Source organism: Streptomyces ovatisporus (assembly GCF_042653885.1).
Taxonomy (GTDB): Bacteria; Actinomycetota; Actinomycetes; order Streptomycetales; family Streptomycetaceae; genus Streptomyces; species Streptomyces ovatisporus.
In genome coordinates this window covers 375,999-391,056 of the sequence record NZ_JBHSFH010000003.1, presented here as the reverse complement: position 1 = coordinate 391,056, position 15,058 = coordinate 375,999, and the positions used below count along the sequence as shown (strand labels likewise).

The following is a 15,058-nucleotide window of genomic DNA, read 5'->3' as shown; positions in this document are numbered from 1 at the left end:
TCGGAGCCGGCAGACGGTCAGCAGAACGGTCAGCAGTTCACCATTGGGTCGCACCCGGCAGGCAGTCGTGGTGGACGAGGAGCGCGGCAGTGACCGCGTCGGGCCGCTCGGCGGTGGCGAGATGGGCCGCACCCGCCACCTCCACCAGGGCGGCACCGGGTACGCAGTCGGCGATCTGCCGGGCGTACGCGGGCGGGGTGGCGGGGTCCTGGCGTCCGGCGACGGCGAGCGTGGGCACCGTCACCTCGGAAAGCCTGTCCCGCAGGTCGAACGCGGCGAGGGCGTCACAGCACGCCGCGTAGCCGGCGGGTTCGGCCCAGCGCAGATCCTCGACGAGTGCGGCGCCGCGCGGGGTGCTCTCGAAGCCGGGCGCGAACCACACGCCGGGACGCGAGTCGGTCATGGGCTCCGTGCCGTTCTCCCGTACGGCAGCGGCACGCTCCCGCCAGGCCGCCGGGTCGCCGAAGCGCGCCGAGGAGCAGACCATGGTGAGCGCCGTGAGCCGCTCCGGACGGTGCACCGCCAGATGCAGCCCGACCGCGCCGCCCAGTGAGATGCCCGCGTACGCGAAACGGTCCCAGCCGTGTGCGTCGGCCACACGGAGCACCAGTTCGGCGAGGTCGGCGACCGTGGCGCTGCCGTCGGTGGGAATCAGCTCGCTGGAGGAACCGGCCATCGGTTCCGCGGGGGAGGCGCCGTGCCCCGGCAGGTCCCAGCGCAGTACGCGGTGGGTGCGGATGAGGGAGGGGAGCTGGGGCTCCCAGACAGCCAGCGAGGTGCCCAGCGAGGGGCCGAGGATCATCGGCAGACCGTCGGCGGGCCCGTCCACGCGGTGGTGCGGGAGCGGTTCGGGCTCGTAGGCGGCGGGAGCGGGCACGGGGAAGTCTCCGGGGATGCTGTGGATGGCGTGTCACCGCTCTCCGGTGTCCGCTGCGCCGGCGGGACCGTCGGGGTGCCGGGTGTCTCGCAGTCTGTACGCCTCGTCGTGCTGCTGTGTCTCGCGCATCCGCCGATTCTCCCTCGTCGCTCCGCCCGGCGGGACACGCGCCGGGTCACGGCGGAGCGCGCGGTCGGTGAGCGGGCCCGCCGAACCCGTGTAGTGGGTGGGATCGGTGAGGTCGCGCAGCCGGTCCCTGGAGAGCAGATCCGGAAGTTCGGGCTCTTCCTCCTCCAGCGCCTCGTCCAGGGTGATTCCCTCGTCGACGGCCTTGCGCGAAGCCGCGTCGAGCAGCTTCCGCGCACGTGCGCGGCCCAGCAGCGGGCCCAGCGCGACGGTGAAGCGCTCGCTGACGATCAACCCTTCGGTGAGAGCCAGGTGTTCGTGCATGCGGTACGGGAAGACCTGGAGACCTCCGGCCAGTTCGGCGGCGGCGTGGGCCGCGCCGCCCGTGAGCCGCAGCAGTTCGCGGACCGGCTGCCACTCCGCGTGCCAGGCGCCGGCGGGGCGCTCGTCCTCGGCGATGAGGCAGCCGAGCACCGTGGAGGCGAGGGCGGGGGCCTGCCGGGCGGCGGCGGTGATGAGGGTGGCGCGTACGGGGTTGGCCTTGTGGGGCATCGTGGAGGACGTTCCGCCGCCGCCCTCGCCGACCTCCCCGACCTCGCTGCGCGAGAGCACCAGCACGTCGGCGGCGAACTTTCCCAGCGCCGCGCAGGCGAAGCCGCAGGCCGACCCGAGATCGGCGACGGGGGTGCGCAGGCTGTGCCACGGCAGCCGGGGCTCGGCCAGGGAGAGTTCACGCGCGAACGCCGCCAGCAGCCGCAGACCGATGTCTCCGTCGTCGGGATGCCCCTCGGGACGTCCGTCGAGATGCCCGCCGGGTGCCCCCGGTTCCGGGGCGTCCGCGCCCGTCGGCGAGCTGTCCGGTGCTGCTGCCGCGTCGGGCACCTCGGCCGCGTCCGCCTCGGCGTGCGCGGCGAAAGCCGCCAACGTGCCTGCCGCTCCGCCCAGTTGCACGGGCAGACCTGCACGTGCGGCAGCGAGCCGGTCGTACGCGTCCAGCACGAGGCTGCGCCACCCTGCGACCTTCAGCCCGAAAGTCGTGGGGACGGCGTGCTGGGTGAGCGTCCGCCCCGGCAGGGGAGTGTCACGGTGCTCCGCCGCCACCATGGCCAGCTCCCGCGCAGTGCGCTCCAGGTCGGGGAGCATCTCGTCCAGCGTGCGGGCCGCGACGAGCATGAGTGCGGTGTCGAGGATGTCCTGGCTGGTCGCGCCCCGGTGGACGTACGGGCCCGCGTCCGGCCCCGCGGCGTCGGCGAGGTCGGCCGCGAGCGGGATGACGGGGTTGCCGCCGGAGCGTGCACGCAGTGCCAGGCTGCGGACGTCGAAGCGCTCGGCCCGTGCGGCGGCGGAGACGGCCGAGGCCGCCGTGCCGGGGGCCAGACCGAGGCTCGCCTGCGCTCTGGTCAGCGCGGCCTCGGCGTCCAGCATCGCCTGGAGCACTGCCGCGTCGCCCGAGCCGGACTCGGCCGCCGAGCCCGCGCGCACCGGAGCCAGCAGGCCGACGTCGTCCGGTAGCGGCCCGGTGGAGGGGCCGGGGTACGGGTCGGCGTCCGCGTCACTGGAAGTCAAGGAAGACCGTCTCCTTCTCGCCCTGCAGCCGGATGTCGAAGCGGTACGAGCCGGTTGCCCGGTCGGCCCTCGCCAGCAGGGTCTCGCGCCGGACGGGGTCGAGCGAGGCGAGGAGCGGGTCGGTGGCGTGCGCTTCGGCGTCCTGTGGAAAGTACACGCGAGTGAAGAGGTGGTGCAGCAGCCCGCGCGCGAAGACGCACACACTGATGTACGGAGCGTGACCCGGGCGGGCGCCGGGGGGCAGCGTACGGATGCTCCACTGGCCGGCGGCGTCGGTCGCGACGCGGGCGAAGCCGGTGAAGTCGACGCCGTTGCGCCCGAGGAAGCCGCCGTCGACGGGATCGCGGCGCATCGAGCCGGGAGCGCCGGACAGGTCACCTTCCGGGTCCGCCTGCCACATCTCGAGCAGGGCGTCGGGGACGGGGTCGCCCGCTCCGTCGTAGACGTGCCCGTGCAGGAACACGGCGTCCGTGCGGTCCGCCGGGGCGATCTCGTCGCCGCCGGGGAAGGGCAGGGCGTAGCCGTAGAAGGGGCCGACGGTGTGCGAAGGAGTCGGCTGCGGGGAAGTCATCGGCGGCCCTCCTCGACCCAGGTGGCGGACGGTCCGTCGAGGACGATGTCCCAGCGGTAGCCGAGCGACCATTCCGGCCGGGAGAGGCTGTGGTCGTAGGACGCCACGAGGGCCTGCCGCGCGGACTCGTCGGTGACGGACTGCAGGATCGGGTCGTACTCGAACAGCGGGTCGTTGGGGAAGTACATCTGCGTGACCAGCCGCTGCGTGAACGCGGAGCCGAACAGTGAGAAGTGGATGTGCGCGGGGCGCCAGGCGTTCTCGTGATTGCGCCAGGGGTACGCGCCGGGCTTGATCGTCGTGAAGCTGTAGCTTCCGTCGTCTCCGGTCAGCGTGCGTCCGACGCCGGTGAAATTGGGGTCGAGCGGTGCAGGATGCTGGTCGCGCAGATGCGCGTAGCGCCCCGCTGCGTTGGCCTGCCACAGCTCGATCAACTGGCCGCGCACCGGGCGTCCCGCACTGTCGAGGAGTCGGCCCGAGACGGTGATCCGTTCGCCCAGCGGCTCGCCGTGGTGCTGCCGTGTCAGGTCGTGGTCGATGTCTGTGACGTCTGTCGGGCCGAAGACCGGCGTGTGCAGTTCGACCGTCTCCGGATCGCCGTGCACGGGCACCAGCGGCTGTTCGGGGTGCCGCAGGACGCTGCTGCGGTACGGCGCGTAGTCCCGCGAGGGGTGGTGGGCGGCGGGTGCGCCGGCGGCGCGTGACTTCTCGTACGCGTCGCGCAGCTCGGCGATTTCGCGGTCGATGTCGTGCTGGCTGAGAGGCATGGGACGTACTCCTGTCGGTCCTTGCGGACGGACACCAGGACGGGCGCTCTGCGCGCAATTGCTCAGTGTGCTGAGTATTACTGCGAGGTTTTGCCGACGTTGCCACTGCGGGGCAGATGCGTCAATAGCATGGGAAAGGACGGGTGACTCTCGACACTCTGTGCCTTCCGGCGCAAGAATCAGTCAGTGCACTCATCGAATTCGTACGGGAACGAGCCTCAGCCCGGGAGGGAGCGCGGATGGCCGCGGTCGATCTGAGCACGCACCCGGGGCACCTCGCCCGGCGGCTCCAGCAGGCGCACTCGCTGCTGTGGGGGGCGATGGTCTCGGAGGAGATCACGTCGCCGCAGTTCGCCGTGCTCAACGCGCTGCTGGAGAAGCCCGGCATGGACCAGCGCACCCTCAGCGAACACGTGCACCTCGACCGTTCCACCATCGCCGACCTCGTCGCACGGCTGGCGGGGCGGGAACTGGTCGAGCGGGTGCGCGACCCGATGGACGGCCGCCGCAACGTGCTGAAGCTGACGGAGCAGGGCAGCCGCGTACACAGGAAGCTGGTCACGCGGACCGCCCGGATGAACCGGGTCTTCCTCGCGCCGCTCGACGGCGAGGAGCGGGAGACCCTGCTGCGGCTCATCGCGCGGGTCGCCGGAGCGGCGGAGGACCTGCGGGGCTGAACGTCCACGTCGCGCTGCTGGTGGCGGGTGGTGGCGGTGGCGCAGCGGACTGCGGACACGGGCAGCGCGGCTGTGCCCGCACCGCGGGAACCGGCCGTCCCGGGTGGACGGACAGCACTGCCGGGCAGCCGTGCCACGGGCCGCCCGGTCCGCTGTGCCCTCAGTGCGTACGGCAGTCGAAGACCGGGACGGACACGTCCGGGTCGTCCAGGCAGCGCCCCGTCCGCAGATCGAAGCGCTGCTTCAGCAGCGGCGAGGCCACGAACGGCATGCCGTCGGCGGAGCCGAGCAGACCGCGTGAGAGGACGTAGGCGCCTGTGAACGGGTCGCGGTTGCCGATCACATGGAGGTGCCCCGCGCGGTCCATGAAGACGGCGGCCTGTGTACCGCAGGGCAGCAGCGCGCCGACGCCGCGGCCGGGAGTGAGCGCGTCGAGACGGCACACCGTGAACCAGCCGGCGCCGTCGCGTACTTCGACCCGGCGGGCGGCACTGCCGGCGCCGGTGCGCGGACGGGGGAGGGAGCCGGCACCGTGGCCGGCGGTCGCGCTGCCGGCGGGGCCGACTGCGGTACTGAGAGCGGTCGGGGTCATCGGGCGGCCGTCCTTTCGGGGGTCCGGTCAGTGGCGCGTACGGGAATGTCGGGGCCCGACAGCAGGGTCAGGTCCGGCTTGATCTGCTCGCGCTCGGCGACGAACTGCACGGACGGATCCGGCACGCCCGGTGCGTTGACGAACGAGACGAACCGGGCGAGCTTCTCCGGGTCGGCCAGAGTCGCCGACCACTCGTCCCTGTAGTGGGCGACGTGGTCGGCCATCAGAGCCTCCAGCTCGTCGCACAGGCCGAGCGAATCGTGCACGACGACGTCCCTGACGTGGTCGAGACCGCCCTCGATCCGCTCCAGCCACGCGGACGTGCGCTCCAGCCGGTCCGCGGTGCGGATGTAGAACATCAGGAACCGGTCTGTCAGACGCACGAGTTCGGCGTCGCTCAGGTCCTGCGCCAGCAGGTCGGCGTGGCGGGGCGTGGCGCCCCCGTTGCCGCCGACGTAGAGGTTCCAGCCGGACGAGGTCGCGATGATTCCGAAGTCCTTGCTCATCGCTTCGGCGCACTCGCGGGCACACCCCGAGACAGCCGATTTCAGTTTGTGCGGGGACCGCAGGCCGCGGTAGCGCAACTCCAGGTCGATGGCCATGCGGACGCTGTCCTGCACGCCGTAGCGGCACCACGTGCTGCCCACGCAGGACTTGACCGTCCGCAGGGCCTTTCCGTACGCGTGACCGGACTCGAAGCCCGCCTCGACGAGGCGCGCCCAGATGCCGGGCAGCTGATCGACGCGTGCGCCGAACATGTCGATGCGCTGCCCGCCGGTGATCTTCGTGTACAGGCCGTAGTCCCGTGCGACCTCGCCGACGGCGATCAGCTTCTCCGGTGTGATCTCCCCGCCGGGCACACGGGGCACGACCGAATAGGAGCCGTTGCGCTGGAGGTTGGCGAGGAAGTGGTCGTTGGTGTCCTGCAGTGCGGCCTGCTCACCGTCCAGTACGTGGCCTCCCGCGCCGATGGTCGGTGCCAGGGAGGCGATGATCGAGGCGACCGCCGGCTTGCACACCTCGCAGCCGTCGCTGCGCCGCGCCTCCCCTCGGCCGTGCGAGTCGAGCAGTCCGGCGAAGGTCGTATGCCGCAGTGTCCGCACGATCTCGTACAGTTCGGCGCGCGTGTAGGCGAAACAGCCGCACAGACCGGTGTCGACGGTGACCCCGTTGGCCTCCAGTTCGGCGTCGACGACCTGCCCGAGCACCTTGAGGCAACTGCCGCAGCCTGTGCCCGCCTTGGTGCACTTCTTCACGGCCGGTACATCCGTGCAGCCGTGTTCGGTGACAGCGGAGCGGACAGTGCCCTTGTCGATGTGGTGACAGTTGCAGACGATCGCGTCGTCGGGCAGTGCGGCGGGGCCGAGCGCCCGTCCCGGGGAGTCCGAACCCGCCGGCAGCACCAGCGACTCGGGCGGTACCGGCGGTACGGAGCCGGTGAGCGCCCGCAGCGTGCCGTACGCCTCCGCGTCACCGACGAGAACACCGCCGAGCAGAGCACCGTCCGGTGCGACCACGAGCTTCTTGTACACACCGGCTCGCGAGTCGGAATAGACGACGTCCATGCAGCCGTCCGCGGTGCCGTGCGCGTCGCCGAAGGAGGCGACGTCCACGCCGAGGAGCTTCAGCTTCGTGGAGGTGTCCGCGCCGGTGAACGTGCGCGGTGCGCCGTCCGCCGCGGAGGTGCCGCGGGCGAACTGCTCGTTCACCGCGTCGGCTGCGCTCTCGGCCATCTCGTAACCGGGCGCGACCAGCCCGTAGACCGTTCCGTCGACCGCCTTGGCGCATTCGCCGACGGCGTAGATGTACGGATCGCTGGTGCGGCACTGCTCGTCGATGACGACGCCGCCCCTGTCCCCGACCGCCAGTCCGCTGTCGCGTGCGAGCTGGTCGCGCGGCCGTACCCCCGCGGAGAAGATCACCAGATCGGTCTCGATGTGCGAACCGTCGGACAGTGCCATCGACTTCACCGCACCGTGCTCGTCCGCGACTATCCGCTCACCGGCCACGCCGGTGTGCACGGTCAGCTCCATTTCCTCGACGGTGCGGCGCAGGGCTGCTCCGCCGCCTGCGTCGACCTGGAGCGCCATCAGCCGGTCGTTGAACTCGACGATGTGGGTGTCCAGTCCGAGCCCGCGCAGTGCGCCGGCCGCCTCCAGCCCCAGCAGTCCGCCGCCGACGACCACACCCGCGCGGGACGAGGTCTTCGCGTACTTCTCGATCGCCAGCAGGTCCTCGATGGTGCGGTAGACGAAGCACCCTGCGCTGTCCCTGCCGGGAACCGGCGGCACGAAGGGGAAGGAGCCCGTGGCGAGTACCAGGGTGTCGTACGCGACGGTGCGGCCCGACCGGGAGGTGACCGTCCGGCGCTCCCGGTCGATTGCGGCCGCCGGGTCGTCCAGGTGCAGCTCGATGCCGTGCTCGGCGAGGAACTGCTCGTCGCTGAGGGCGAGTTCCTCGGGCGTCGTGCCGGAGAAGTACGACGTGAGCCGGACGCGGTCGTAGGCGGGCCGCGGCTCCTCGCACAGGACGACCACTCGTGCCCGGCTGGTCGTCCCCCGCGCGGCCAGGGCCTCCAGGAAGCGCTGCCCGACCATCCCGTGGCCGATCAGCAGGATCGTCGGCGTCGGAGTCGTCGTGGGAGTCGGCGGCGTCGTCATCTACTGGCCTCCGTCGGGGGCGTGGGTGAGCAGGTGGAGCAGCGGTTCGGAGGGCAGTGCCTCGTCGCCCTCCCAGGCGCGGGCGAGCGTGCCGACGGTGCGGAGATCGCCGAGGAGGATGCCTCCGACGAGCCGGTCGCCACGGACGACGACCTTCCGGTAGATGCCGCGCGTGGCGTCGGCGAGCTGGACGACGTCGTCGTCCTCGCGCGGGGTCGGCTCTCCGAACGCGGCGAGGTCCAGCGGCGGCGGAGGGTCCGACCGCCACCGGCCGGCGGCCCCGTGGTCCGTCGCTCCACCGAGGGGCGGGGCGCCGAGCGTGAGCCGGGTCAGCGCGCGGGTGCCGCGGTAGCCCGGTACGGCGGGAGCCCCGGTGGCACGCGCGCCCGCGAGGGCGGCGGTGAGGACGCGGGCCGCCGTGTCGGCCTGCTCCTGCGCGGGGCCGGCGAGTCCGTACAGGACTCCCTCGTGCTCTGCGCAGTCGCCGACGGCGTAGATGTGCGGGTCGCTGGTGCGCAGCCGGTCGTCCACGACGACTCCGCGGGAGATCTCCAGCCCGGCGGCGCGGGCGAGTCCGACGCGGGGACGCACTCCGCAGGCGATGACGACCAAGCCGGCGTCGAGGCGGTAGCCGTCGGCGAGTTCGACTGAGCGCACGGCGCCGGCGTTGCTCCGGCCGTTCGGCTGTGTACGCAGTCCGCGCACCCGGCACTCCGTGTGCACCTCGACGCCCAGCTCCTCCAGGTGGCGCCGCAGCAGTGCGGCGGCACCCGCGTCGAGCTGCCGTTCCATGAGCCGTTCGCCCTGGTGGGCCAGGACGACCTGGACACCTCGGCGTGCGAGCGCGCGGGCGGCGGAGACGCCGAGCAGACCACCGCCGACGACCACCGCGCCCACGTCCGGCCGTGCCTCGTCGCGGAGGGCGAGACAGTCGTCCATGGTCCGGAAGGCACGCACCCCGTCGGGCAGTTCGCCGGCGCCGGCGGCGAACAGGCCGCGCAGGGGCGGGAGTACGGGGCTCGCACCGGTGGCCAGCACCAGGACGTCGTAGGGGAGCACGCTTCCCTCGTCGCACACGACGCGGCGCTCTTCCCGGTCGATCCGGACGGCACGTACACCGTGCATCCATCGGACCGCCGGGCGTGTGGGGAGGGCGATGACCTCCGGTGCGTACTGTCCGCCGAGTACCTCCGCGAGCAGCACCCTGTTGTAGGGGGCGTGCCGCTCTTCGCCGACGACAGTGAGATCCACGCCGGTGTCGAGCTGCTGGGCGATCCGCGCACCGGCCATGCCGCCGCCGATCACCACCACACGCTGTCGCAAGGTCATGGAACGAGCGTGCTGTGCGGCTGTTACCCGGTCGCATCACGGCTGTTTCCCCGGGGGAACGCTGTGCTCAGCGTGCCGTGGTGCCGTCTGTGAGCTGCGTGTGGGCGGCACTCCGCAGCGGCGACGGTGCCGCCCCCGCCCGCCGTGCCCTCCCGGGCCTCCTTCCGCTGCTGATGCCGCTGCTCCTTCCGCTGCTCATGCTGCTGATGTGGCTGCCGACGTGACCGCGGACGTGACCGCCGATCTGGCTCACGGGGGCAACCCTCCGCCCCAGGGGCGGCATTCTGTACGCATGTACGTGGAGTGGCGTTCGCAGCTGGAGGGCGCAGTCGTGTGGACACACCACGGCGCACCCGAGGAGGAGGGGCGCGTGCTGCCCGACGGCTGCATGGACCTGCTGTGGTGGGACGGCGCGCTGGTCGTCGCCGGACCCGACACACGGGCACATGTCCATTCGCCGCAGACCGTCTCCCGTATCACCGGCCTGCGGTTCGCTCCCGGTACAGGACCGGCGGTCTTCGGCCTGCCGGCGTACGAGGTGCGCGATCAGCGGGTGCCACTCGGCGCGGTGTGGCCGGAGAGTGCCGTGCGGGTGCTGGAGGAGCGGATCGCATCGGCAGCGGAGCCGGGCCGCGCACTGGAGATCCTCGCGGGCGAGCGGCTGGGGGACGAGGCGCTGAAACGGAGCCGCACCGCGCGGCCCCTGAACCGGTCCGTAGTCGAACTGCTCGCGCACGGGCGGGGTGTTGCCGAAGTGGCGCGCACTGTCGGGTTGAGCGAGCGGCAGCTGCACCGCCGCTGCCGGGACGCCTTCGGCTACGGGCCCAAGACGCTCACGCGCGTGCTGCGGATGCAGCGAGCCCTCGGAATGGCGGGACGTACGGGGTCCCTGGCAGAGGTGGCGGTGGCGTCGGGATACGCCGACCAGGCCCATCTCTCGCGTGAGGTCAGGGCGCTGGCCGGGGTGCCGCCGGCGCGGCTGCTGGGTCTTCGCGGCCGGTAGTGCGCGGGCGGTGTCAGGGGAGCGGGGCGAAGAGGTCGACCTCGTTGCCGTCGGGGTCCGCCACCACGGCGTACCGCTGGCCCCAGAAGGCGTTCCAGGGTGCCTTGTGCCCTTCGTGGCCGGCGCTTGTCAGACGGGCGTACTGCTCGTCGACGTCGTCGGGGGAGTCGCAGAGGAACGCCAGGCCGAGGCGGCCGCTGCCGTGCGGCCCGGGGTGCCAGCCGGAGTTGAAGGATTGGATCGTCTCGTCGGTGTCCCAGGCGATGCGCAGCCCGCCGGGCAGCGCCGCCTCGACGTGCGCCTCGCCGTCGGCGCCGGCCGGGACGTCCAGGCCGAGCAGGCGGTAGAAGGCGAGGGAGGCGGCCATGTCCGCCGTGACGATGCCGATGAGGTCGAAGCGTGGAGTCATGTCCGCACGCTAGGCCGCGCAGTGCCTCCTGGTCTTGAACGGATCGGACGTGGCGCCCGGGGGAGGGGCGGACCGCAATGGGCAGCCGCCCCACAGCTGCGGCCTGCGCAGTGGTCTCCGCCTCCAGGTTGCTTCCGGTTGTGCAACGTTGCGCCTTCCGGCGGCAGGCGGACTCTTCCCTTCCGGCCGACTGCTCGCCACTATTCGCCGCACGAGCCGGGCAGGCGGGGCCGTCACCCGGCCGGCCTGCGAGAACCGGCAGCCCGGAGAGCGAGCGAGGTGGACATGGCCAGCAATGCGGAGACCGGTCCGGACACAGGACAGGAGACCGGTCCGGACCCGGGACGGGACGGTGGTCCCCACACCGGGGTGCCGGGCCAGGACGAGACGCTGCTCGCGCGGACAGCGCTGCGCTTCACCGGGTTCACCGAGAAATGGCTTCCGGACGCCTTCGGGTTCGTGCTCGTCGGCACGTTCCTGATCTTCGCGCTGGGGCTGTCGACCGGGGAGCGTCCCACTGCCCTCGTCGACGCGTGGGGTAAGGGCTTCTGGTCGCTGATCGAGTTCACCCTGCAGATGGCGATGATCATCATCGGGGGCTACGCGGTCGCGGTCTCGGCACCCGTCGCGCGCCTCATCACGCGGCTGGCCAGGGTCCCGAAGTCGCCGCGGGCTGCGATCGCCTTCACAGCCGGGGTAGCGATGATCAGCTCCTACCTCAACTGGGCGTTCAGCCTTGTCTTCACCGCCATCCTGGCCAAGGAGATCGCCCGCGTCGTACGCGGCGTCGACTACCGCGCGGTGGGCGCGATGGCTTTCCTGGGGCTCGGGACGGTCTGGGCGCAGGGCCTGTCCGGCTCGGCGGCGCTCCAGGTGGCGAGCACTGTCTCCAGCCCGAAGCCCGTACAGGACGTCATCGCCGAAGGGCGGGACGGGCAGAAGGTCATACCGCTCACCGACACGATCTTCACCTGGCAGAGCCTCGTCGCGACAGCGGTCGTCTTCCTCGTGGCACTCGTCATGGCCTGGTTCCTCGCTCCGACTGCCGCCCGCGCGAAGACCGCGCAGGACCTGGGCATCGAACTGCGGCCCCTCGTCGACGAGCACGCGAAGGAGGTCAGGCGGTCGAGGCCGGGGGACTGGCTGGAGAGCAGTCCCGTGTTCACGGTCCTGATCGGACTGCTCGGACTCTGGTACCTCGTGAGGCACTTCGCGTCCGCGGAGGGGAACCCGGTCGCGGCGCTCGACCTCAACACGGTCAACCTGATCCTGCTGCTGCTCGCGCTCTGCCTCCACTGGCGTCCCATACGGATGGTGGACGCGGTCCGGCGCGGCGCTCCCGCCGCGTCCGGTGTGCTGCTGCAGTTTCCGCTCTACGGCGGGATCTTCGGCATGATCGCGTTCACCGGTGTCTCGAAGCAGGTGGCCGGCTGGCTGGTCAGCGTCTCCAACGAGGTGCTGTTCGCACCTCTCATCGCGGTGTACTCGGCCGTGCTGGGTGTCTTCGTGCCCAGCGGCGGCAGCAAGTGGGTCATCGAAGCGCCGTACGTGATCGACGCGGCCAACCAACTGCACGTCAACCAGGGGTGGATGGTCGTCGTCTACGACCTGGGCGAGGCCTCGGCGAACCTGCTGCAGCCGTTCTGGATGCTCCCGACGCTGGCGATCCTGGGACTGAAGGCACGGGACATCATGGGGTACACGTTCGCGATGTTCCTGGCGTGCTTCCCGGTCGTCCTCGTTGTGGTGACCGTCTTCGCGGGGACGCTGCCCTTCCCGTGACAGCGGACGGGCGGTGCTGCCCGCGCGGAGATGTCAGGGTGTGGTCATGAGCGACGACGCCCGGATTCTGGCAGTGCTGACCACGACCGACGACGAGGCGAAGGCACGCGAGCTCGCAGCTGGTGCCGTCCGGCAGCGCGTGGCCGCGTGCGCGCAGATCAGTGCGCCCGTCACCTCCGTCTACCGGTGGGAGGGAGAGGTGCAGAACGACCCTGAGTGGCAGGTGCTGTTCAAGACGAGCGAGGCCCGGTACGACGACCTGGAGACGTACATCCGCCAGGCTCACGACTACGACGTGCCGGAGATCATCGCGACGCCCGTGGTGCGCGGCGGCGCCGACTACCTGGCGTGGGTCGCCGAGGAGACGTCCGCCCCCCGGACGGCGTGATTTCCGGGGGCGGACGGTCCGTGCCGCGGGACTGGATTCAGCTCTGCCCCTCCATGGCGGCGGGGTCCATCCACACGAACTCCCAGTGGTGCTCGTCGAGGTCGTAGAAGCTCCGGGAGTACATGAATCCGTGGTCCTGCGGGTCGCCCGCAGGGCGGCCGCCCGCGGCGAGAGCCTTGTCGGCCAGCTCGTCGACCTCGGCTCTTCCGCCGGCGCTCAGGGCGATCATCGTCTCGGTGCTCGTCCGCGAGTCGGCGACGTCCTTCTTCGTGAACGACTTGAAGAACGGCTCCACGAGCAGCATGGCGAAGATGTCGTCGCTGATCACGAGGCAGGCGGCGTTCTCGTCGCTGAACTGCGGGTCGAAGGAGTAGCCGAGCTGGGTGAAGAAGTCCTTGGACTTCGCGAGGTCCTGCACGGGGAGGTTCACGAAGATCTTCGTAGACATGGCGGGAACGCCTTTCTCGTGTGACGTCTCGTTCTTCCGGACGGTCTCGTCCGTCCTGCTCTGCCGTACATCTGCTGACAAGTGAGACCGGGAGCCGGGCGGCAACTCATCGGTCCGCCGGGGATTTCCGGAGATCGCCGGAGCAGCGCTCCACCCGTGCCGTCGCCGTGGCGCCCGCGTCGTGTCCCGCCGTCCGGGCTCTGCCGTCCGTCCTCCACATCCGACTTCTGCCGTCCGTCCTCCGCCCTGTGTCCGGCCCGGGCGCCTACGAGCGACGCAGCAGCAGCGTGACGAACCCGAGTACACCCCTGTAGCCGCGCAGCCAGCCCTCCCGGTGCGCGGCCGCCGTCTCGCGGGCGGTGACGCTTCCGGGGTCGCCGGGGTGGTCCAGGGCCCAGCGGGAGAGCGACCCCGTCCACGACCACTCGTAGTCGTCCCACTCGTCGGCCGTACTGACGTGCCCGTACACCGGCGTCCATCCGGCTGCGGTGACACGGCCGACTGTCGCGGCGAGATCGGCGAAGTCTCCGGGGGAGGCGTCCAGCGCTGCGAGGGCGGCGGGAGTGGGCTCCTTCTCCCAGAAGCCTTCGCCGACGAGGACGCAGCCGCCTGCGGCAAGGTGTTCCCGTGCGGCGGTGAGGGTGCGCAGCAGACCTCCGAACGCGTGCGTGGAGCCGACGGAGAGCACCAGGTCGAAGTCGTGCTGCGCGGTGAATCGTGCGGCGTCCTGCTCGTGGAGGGTCAGCCTGTCGTCCAGGGCCGCGGCTGCGGAGGCCTCACGGGCCTTGGTGAGAGCGGACGGTGAGAGATCGACACCTTCGGCCTGTGCGAGAGGACGTCCGGACAGTGCGCGGATCAGCCATTCCCCCGCGCCGCATCCGAGGTCGAGCAGCCGCTCGTCCCCGCGCGGCAGAGCACGCTCCAGGAGCCGTTGCACTGTCGCGTCGCTGAGCGGGGCAGCGACGGGATGGTCCTGGTGGGCGAGCGTGCTGAGCAGTCGACGGTCCATGGCGCGAAGTCTGTCGGCGGCAACGTGCTGCCGTCGCCTGAATTTCCTGCGGGCGCACGGCCGTCACGGATGCCGGGGCCGGCGCCGTCGAGGCCGTGCCCTCCCGCGCCTCGTCACCCCCTTCCGCGCCCCGGTCCCGCGGGCCGCGCGTCGGCCAACGCCCGTTCCACACCGGTCTCGTGCGGGCCGAGGAAGTGCGGGTCGGGCGTCAGCGCGGCGTCGAAGGCCGCCTTCGCGGCGCCGGGGATCTCACGCAGACCGCCCGCGTACCACGTGACGTCCCGCGGTTCCGGCACGGCGACGCCGTACGAGTCGATCCCCGCGGCACGGCACAGTGCGACTGCACGCCGGATGTGGAAGTCCTGGCTGACAAGCAGGGCGTGCCGCACGCCGAAGACGCGGGCGGCACGTGTGCACGAGTCCCATGTGTCGAAACCCGCGTAGTCGGCCACGACTCGGCCGGCAGGCACGCCGCGGGCAGCGAGATACCTGCGCATCGCGTCCGGCTCGTCGTACTCCTCGCGGCTGTTGTCGCCAGAGACGAGCACTGCGTGGACCTTTCCGCTCTCGTACAGTTCGACGGCGCTGTCGAGCCTGTGCGCGAGGTACGGGGACGGCTCGCCGTCCCACAGCCCGGCCCCGAAGACGAGGGCGACGGGGGCGCTGGGTGCGCGCGACACGTCCCCGTGCGGGGCGTCCGTGGAAAGCCGCAGCCATGCGCCTGGAAGCAGGGCGAGCACACTGCACAGCATCAGAATCTGCATGGCGCGTCTGCGTCTGACCGTGCGTCTGCGGAACACGGCAGCGCCGCTGTCGGGACGTCCCTGGGGCATGACTGGTGCGACGCCACAACT

General features: G+C 71.5%; 16 protein-coding genes. 5 read left to right on the top strand and 11 right to left on the bottom strand.

What is annotated here, in order from left to right:
- Positions 1-37: 37 nt before the first annotated feature.
- From ACFPA8_RS03360 to pcaH, 4 genes are read right to left on the bottom strand one after another with little or no spacing between them, the layout of a single operon-like run.
- Positions 38-877 carry an alpha/beta fold hydrolase gene (locus tag ACFPA8_RS03360; RefSeq protein ID WP_386441965.1) on the bottom strand — a complete coding sequence of 280 codons (840 nt, stop codon included), beginning with the start codon at positions 875-877 and terminating at the stop codon, positions 38-40.
- A 33-nt stretch (positions 878-910) separates the two neighbouring features.
- Complete coding sequence (locus ACFPA8_RS03355; protein ID WP_386441962.1) at positions 911-2,569, bottom strand: lyase family protein; 1,659 nt, start codon at positions 2,567-2,569, stop codon at positions 911-913.
- Positions 2,556-3,140, bottom strand: a complete 585-nt coding sequence (gene pcaG / locus ACFPA8_RS03350; RefSeq protein ID WP_386441959.1) for a protocatechuate 3,4-dioxygenase subunit alpha — start codon at positions 3,138-3,140, stop codon at positions 2,556-2,558. The genes ACFPA8_RS03355 and pcaG overlap by 14 nt, the downstream gene beginning before the upstream one ends.
- Complete coding sequence (gene pcaH, locus ACFPA8_RS03345) at positions 3,137-3,907, bottom strand: protocatechuate 3,4-dioxygenase subunit beta (RefSeq protein ID WP_386441956.1); 771 nt, start codon at positions 3,905-3,907, stop codon at positions 3,137-3,139. The genes pcaG and pcaH overlap by 4 nt, the downstream gene beginning before the upstream one ends.
- Positions 3,908-4,146: 239 nt before the next feature.
- On the opposite strand from pcaH, the gene ACFPA8_RS03340 reads away from it, so the two are divergent.
- On the top strand, positions 4,147-4,584 hold the full coding sequence (locus ACFPA8_RS03340) for a MarR family winged helix-turn-helix transcriptional regulator (protein ID WP_386441954.1): 438 nt from the start codon (positions 4,147-4,149) through the stop codon (positions 4,582-4,584).
- A 160-nt stretch (positions 4,585-4,744) separates the two neighbouring features.
- Here ACFPA8_RS03340 and ACFPA8_RS03335 read toward each other — a convergent pair whose 3' ends face one another.
- From ACFPA8_RS03335 to ACFPA8_RS03325, 3 genes are read right to left on the bottom strand one after another with little or no spacing between them, the layout of a single operon-like run.
- Complete coding sequence (locus ACFPA8_RS03335; protein ID WP_386441952.1) at positions 4,745-5,176, bottom strand: nitrite reductase (NAD(P)H) small subunit; 432 nt, start codon at positions 5,174-5,176, stop codon at positions 4,745-4,747.
- A complete protein-coding gene (nirB, locus tag ACFPA8_RS03330; protein WP_386441949.1) occupies positions 5,173-7,836 on the bottom strand; it encodes a nitrite reductase large subunit NirB in 2,664 nt (887 codons plus the stop codon). The genes ACFPA8_RS03335 and nirB overlap by 4 nt, the downstream gene beginning before the upstream one ends.
- Complete coding sequence (locus tag ACFPA8_RS03325) at positions 7,837-9,165, bottom strand: NAD(P)/FAD-dependent oxidoreductase (RefSeq protein ID WP_386441946.1); 1,329 nt, start codon at positions 9,163-9,165, stop codon at positions 7,837-7,839. It abuts the gene before it with no gap.
- 80 nt (positions 9,166-9,245) lie between these two features.
- Here ACFPA8_RS03325 and ACFPA8_RS03320 point away from each other — a divergent pair, with 80 nt between their 5' ends.
- On the top strand, positions 9,246-9,389 hold the full coding sequence (locus tag ACFPA8_RS03320) for a hypothetical protein (protein WP_386441943.1): 144 nt from the start codon (positions 9,246-9,248) through the stop codon (positions 9,387-9,389).
- On the top strand, positions 9,374-10,168 hold the full coding sequence (locus tag ACFPA8_RS03315) for a helix-turn-helix domain-containing protein (protein WP_386441940.1): 795 nt from the start codon (positions 9,374-9,376) through the stop codon (positions 10,166-10,168). The genes ACFPA8_RS03320 and ACFPA8_RS03315 overlap by 16 nt, the downstream gene beginning before the upstream one ends.
- 13 nt (positions 10,169-10,181) lie before the next feature.
- Here the strand turns inward: ACFPA8_RS03315 and ACFPA8_RS03310 are convergent, their stop codons facing one another.
- Complete coding sequence (locus ACFPA8_RS03310) at positions 10,182-10,577, bottom strand: VOC family protein (protein WP_386441937.1); 396 nt, start codon at positions 10,575-10,577, stop codon at positions 10,182-10,184.
- A gap of 285 nt (positions 10,578-10,862) precedes the next feature.
- Between ACFPA8_RS03310 and ACFPA8_RS03305 the strand changes: the two genes are divergently transcribed.
- Together ACFPA8_RS03305 and cutA are read left to right on the top strand one after the other, a co-directional pair.
- Positions 10,863-12,359, top strand: a complete 1,497-nt coding sequence (locus ACFPA8_RS03305) for a short-chain fatty acid transporter (RefSeq protein WP_386441934.1) — start codon at positions 10,863-10,865, stop codon at positions 12,357-12,359.
- A gap of 46 nt (positions 12,360-12,405) precedes the next feature.
- Positions 12,406-12,747, top strand: a complete 342-nt coding sequence (cutA, locus tag ACFPA8_RS03300) for a divalent-cation tolerance protein CutA (protein ID WP_386441932.1) — start codon at positions 12,406-12,408, stop codon at positions 12,745-12,747.
- Positions 12,748-12,784: 37 nt separating this feature from the next.
- On the opposite strand, the gene ACFPA8_RS03295 is transcribed toward cutA, so the two are convergent.
- The 3 genes from ACFPA8_RS03295 to ACFPA8_RS03285 form a co-directional block, all read right to left on the bottom strand.
- Positions 12,785-13,195 carry a VOC family protein gene (locus ACFPA8_RS03295; RefSeq protein ID WP_386441929.1) on the bottom strand — a complete coding sequence of 137 codons (411 nt, stop codon included), beginning with the start codon at positions 13,193-13,195 and terminating at the stop codon, positions 12,785-12,787.
- A gap of 265 nt (positions 13,196-13,460) precedes the next feature.
- A complete protein-coding gene (locus ACFPA8_RS03290) occupies positions 13,461-14,204 on the bottom strand; it encodes an SAM-dependent methyltransferase (RefSeq protein ID WP_386441926.1) in 744 nt (247 codons plus the stop codon).
- Positions 14,205-14,317: 113 nt separating this feature from the next.
- Complete coding sequence (locus tag ACFPA8_RS03285) at positions 14,318-14,968, bottom strand: SanA/YdcF family protein (RefSeq protein ID WP_386441924.1); 651 nt, start codon at positions 14,966-14,968, stop codon at positions 14,318-14,320.
- Between the last annotated feature and the right edge of the window lie 90 nt (positions 14,969-15,058).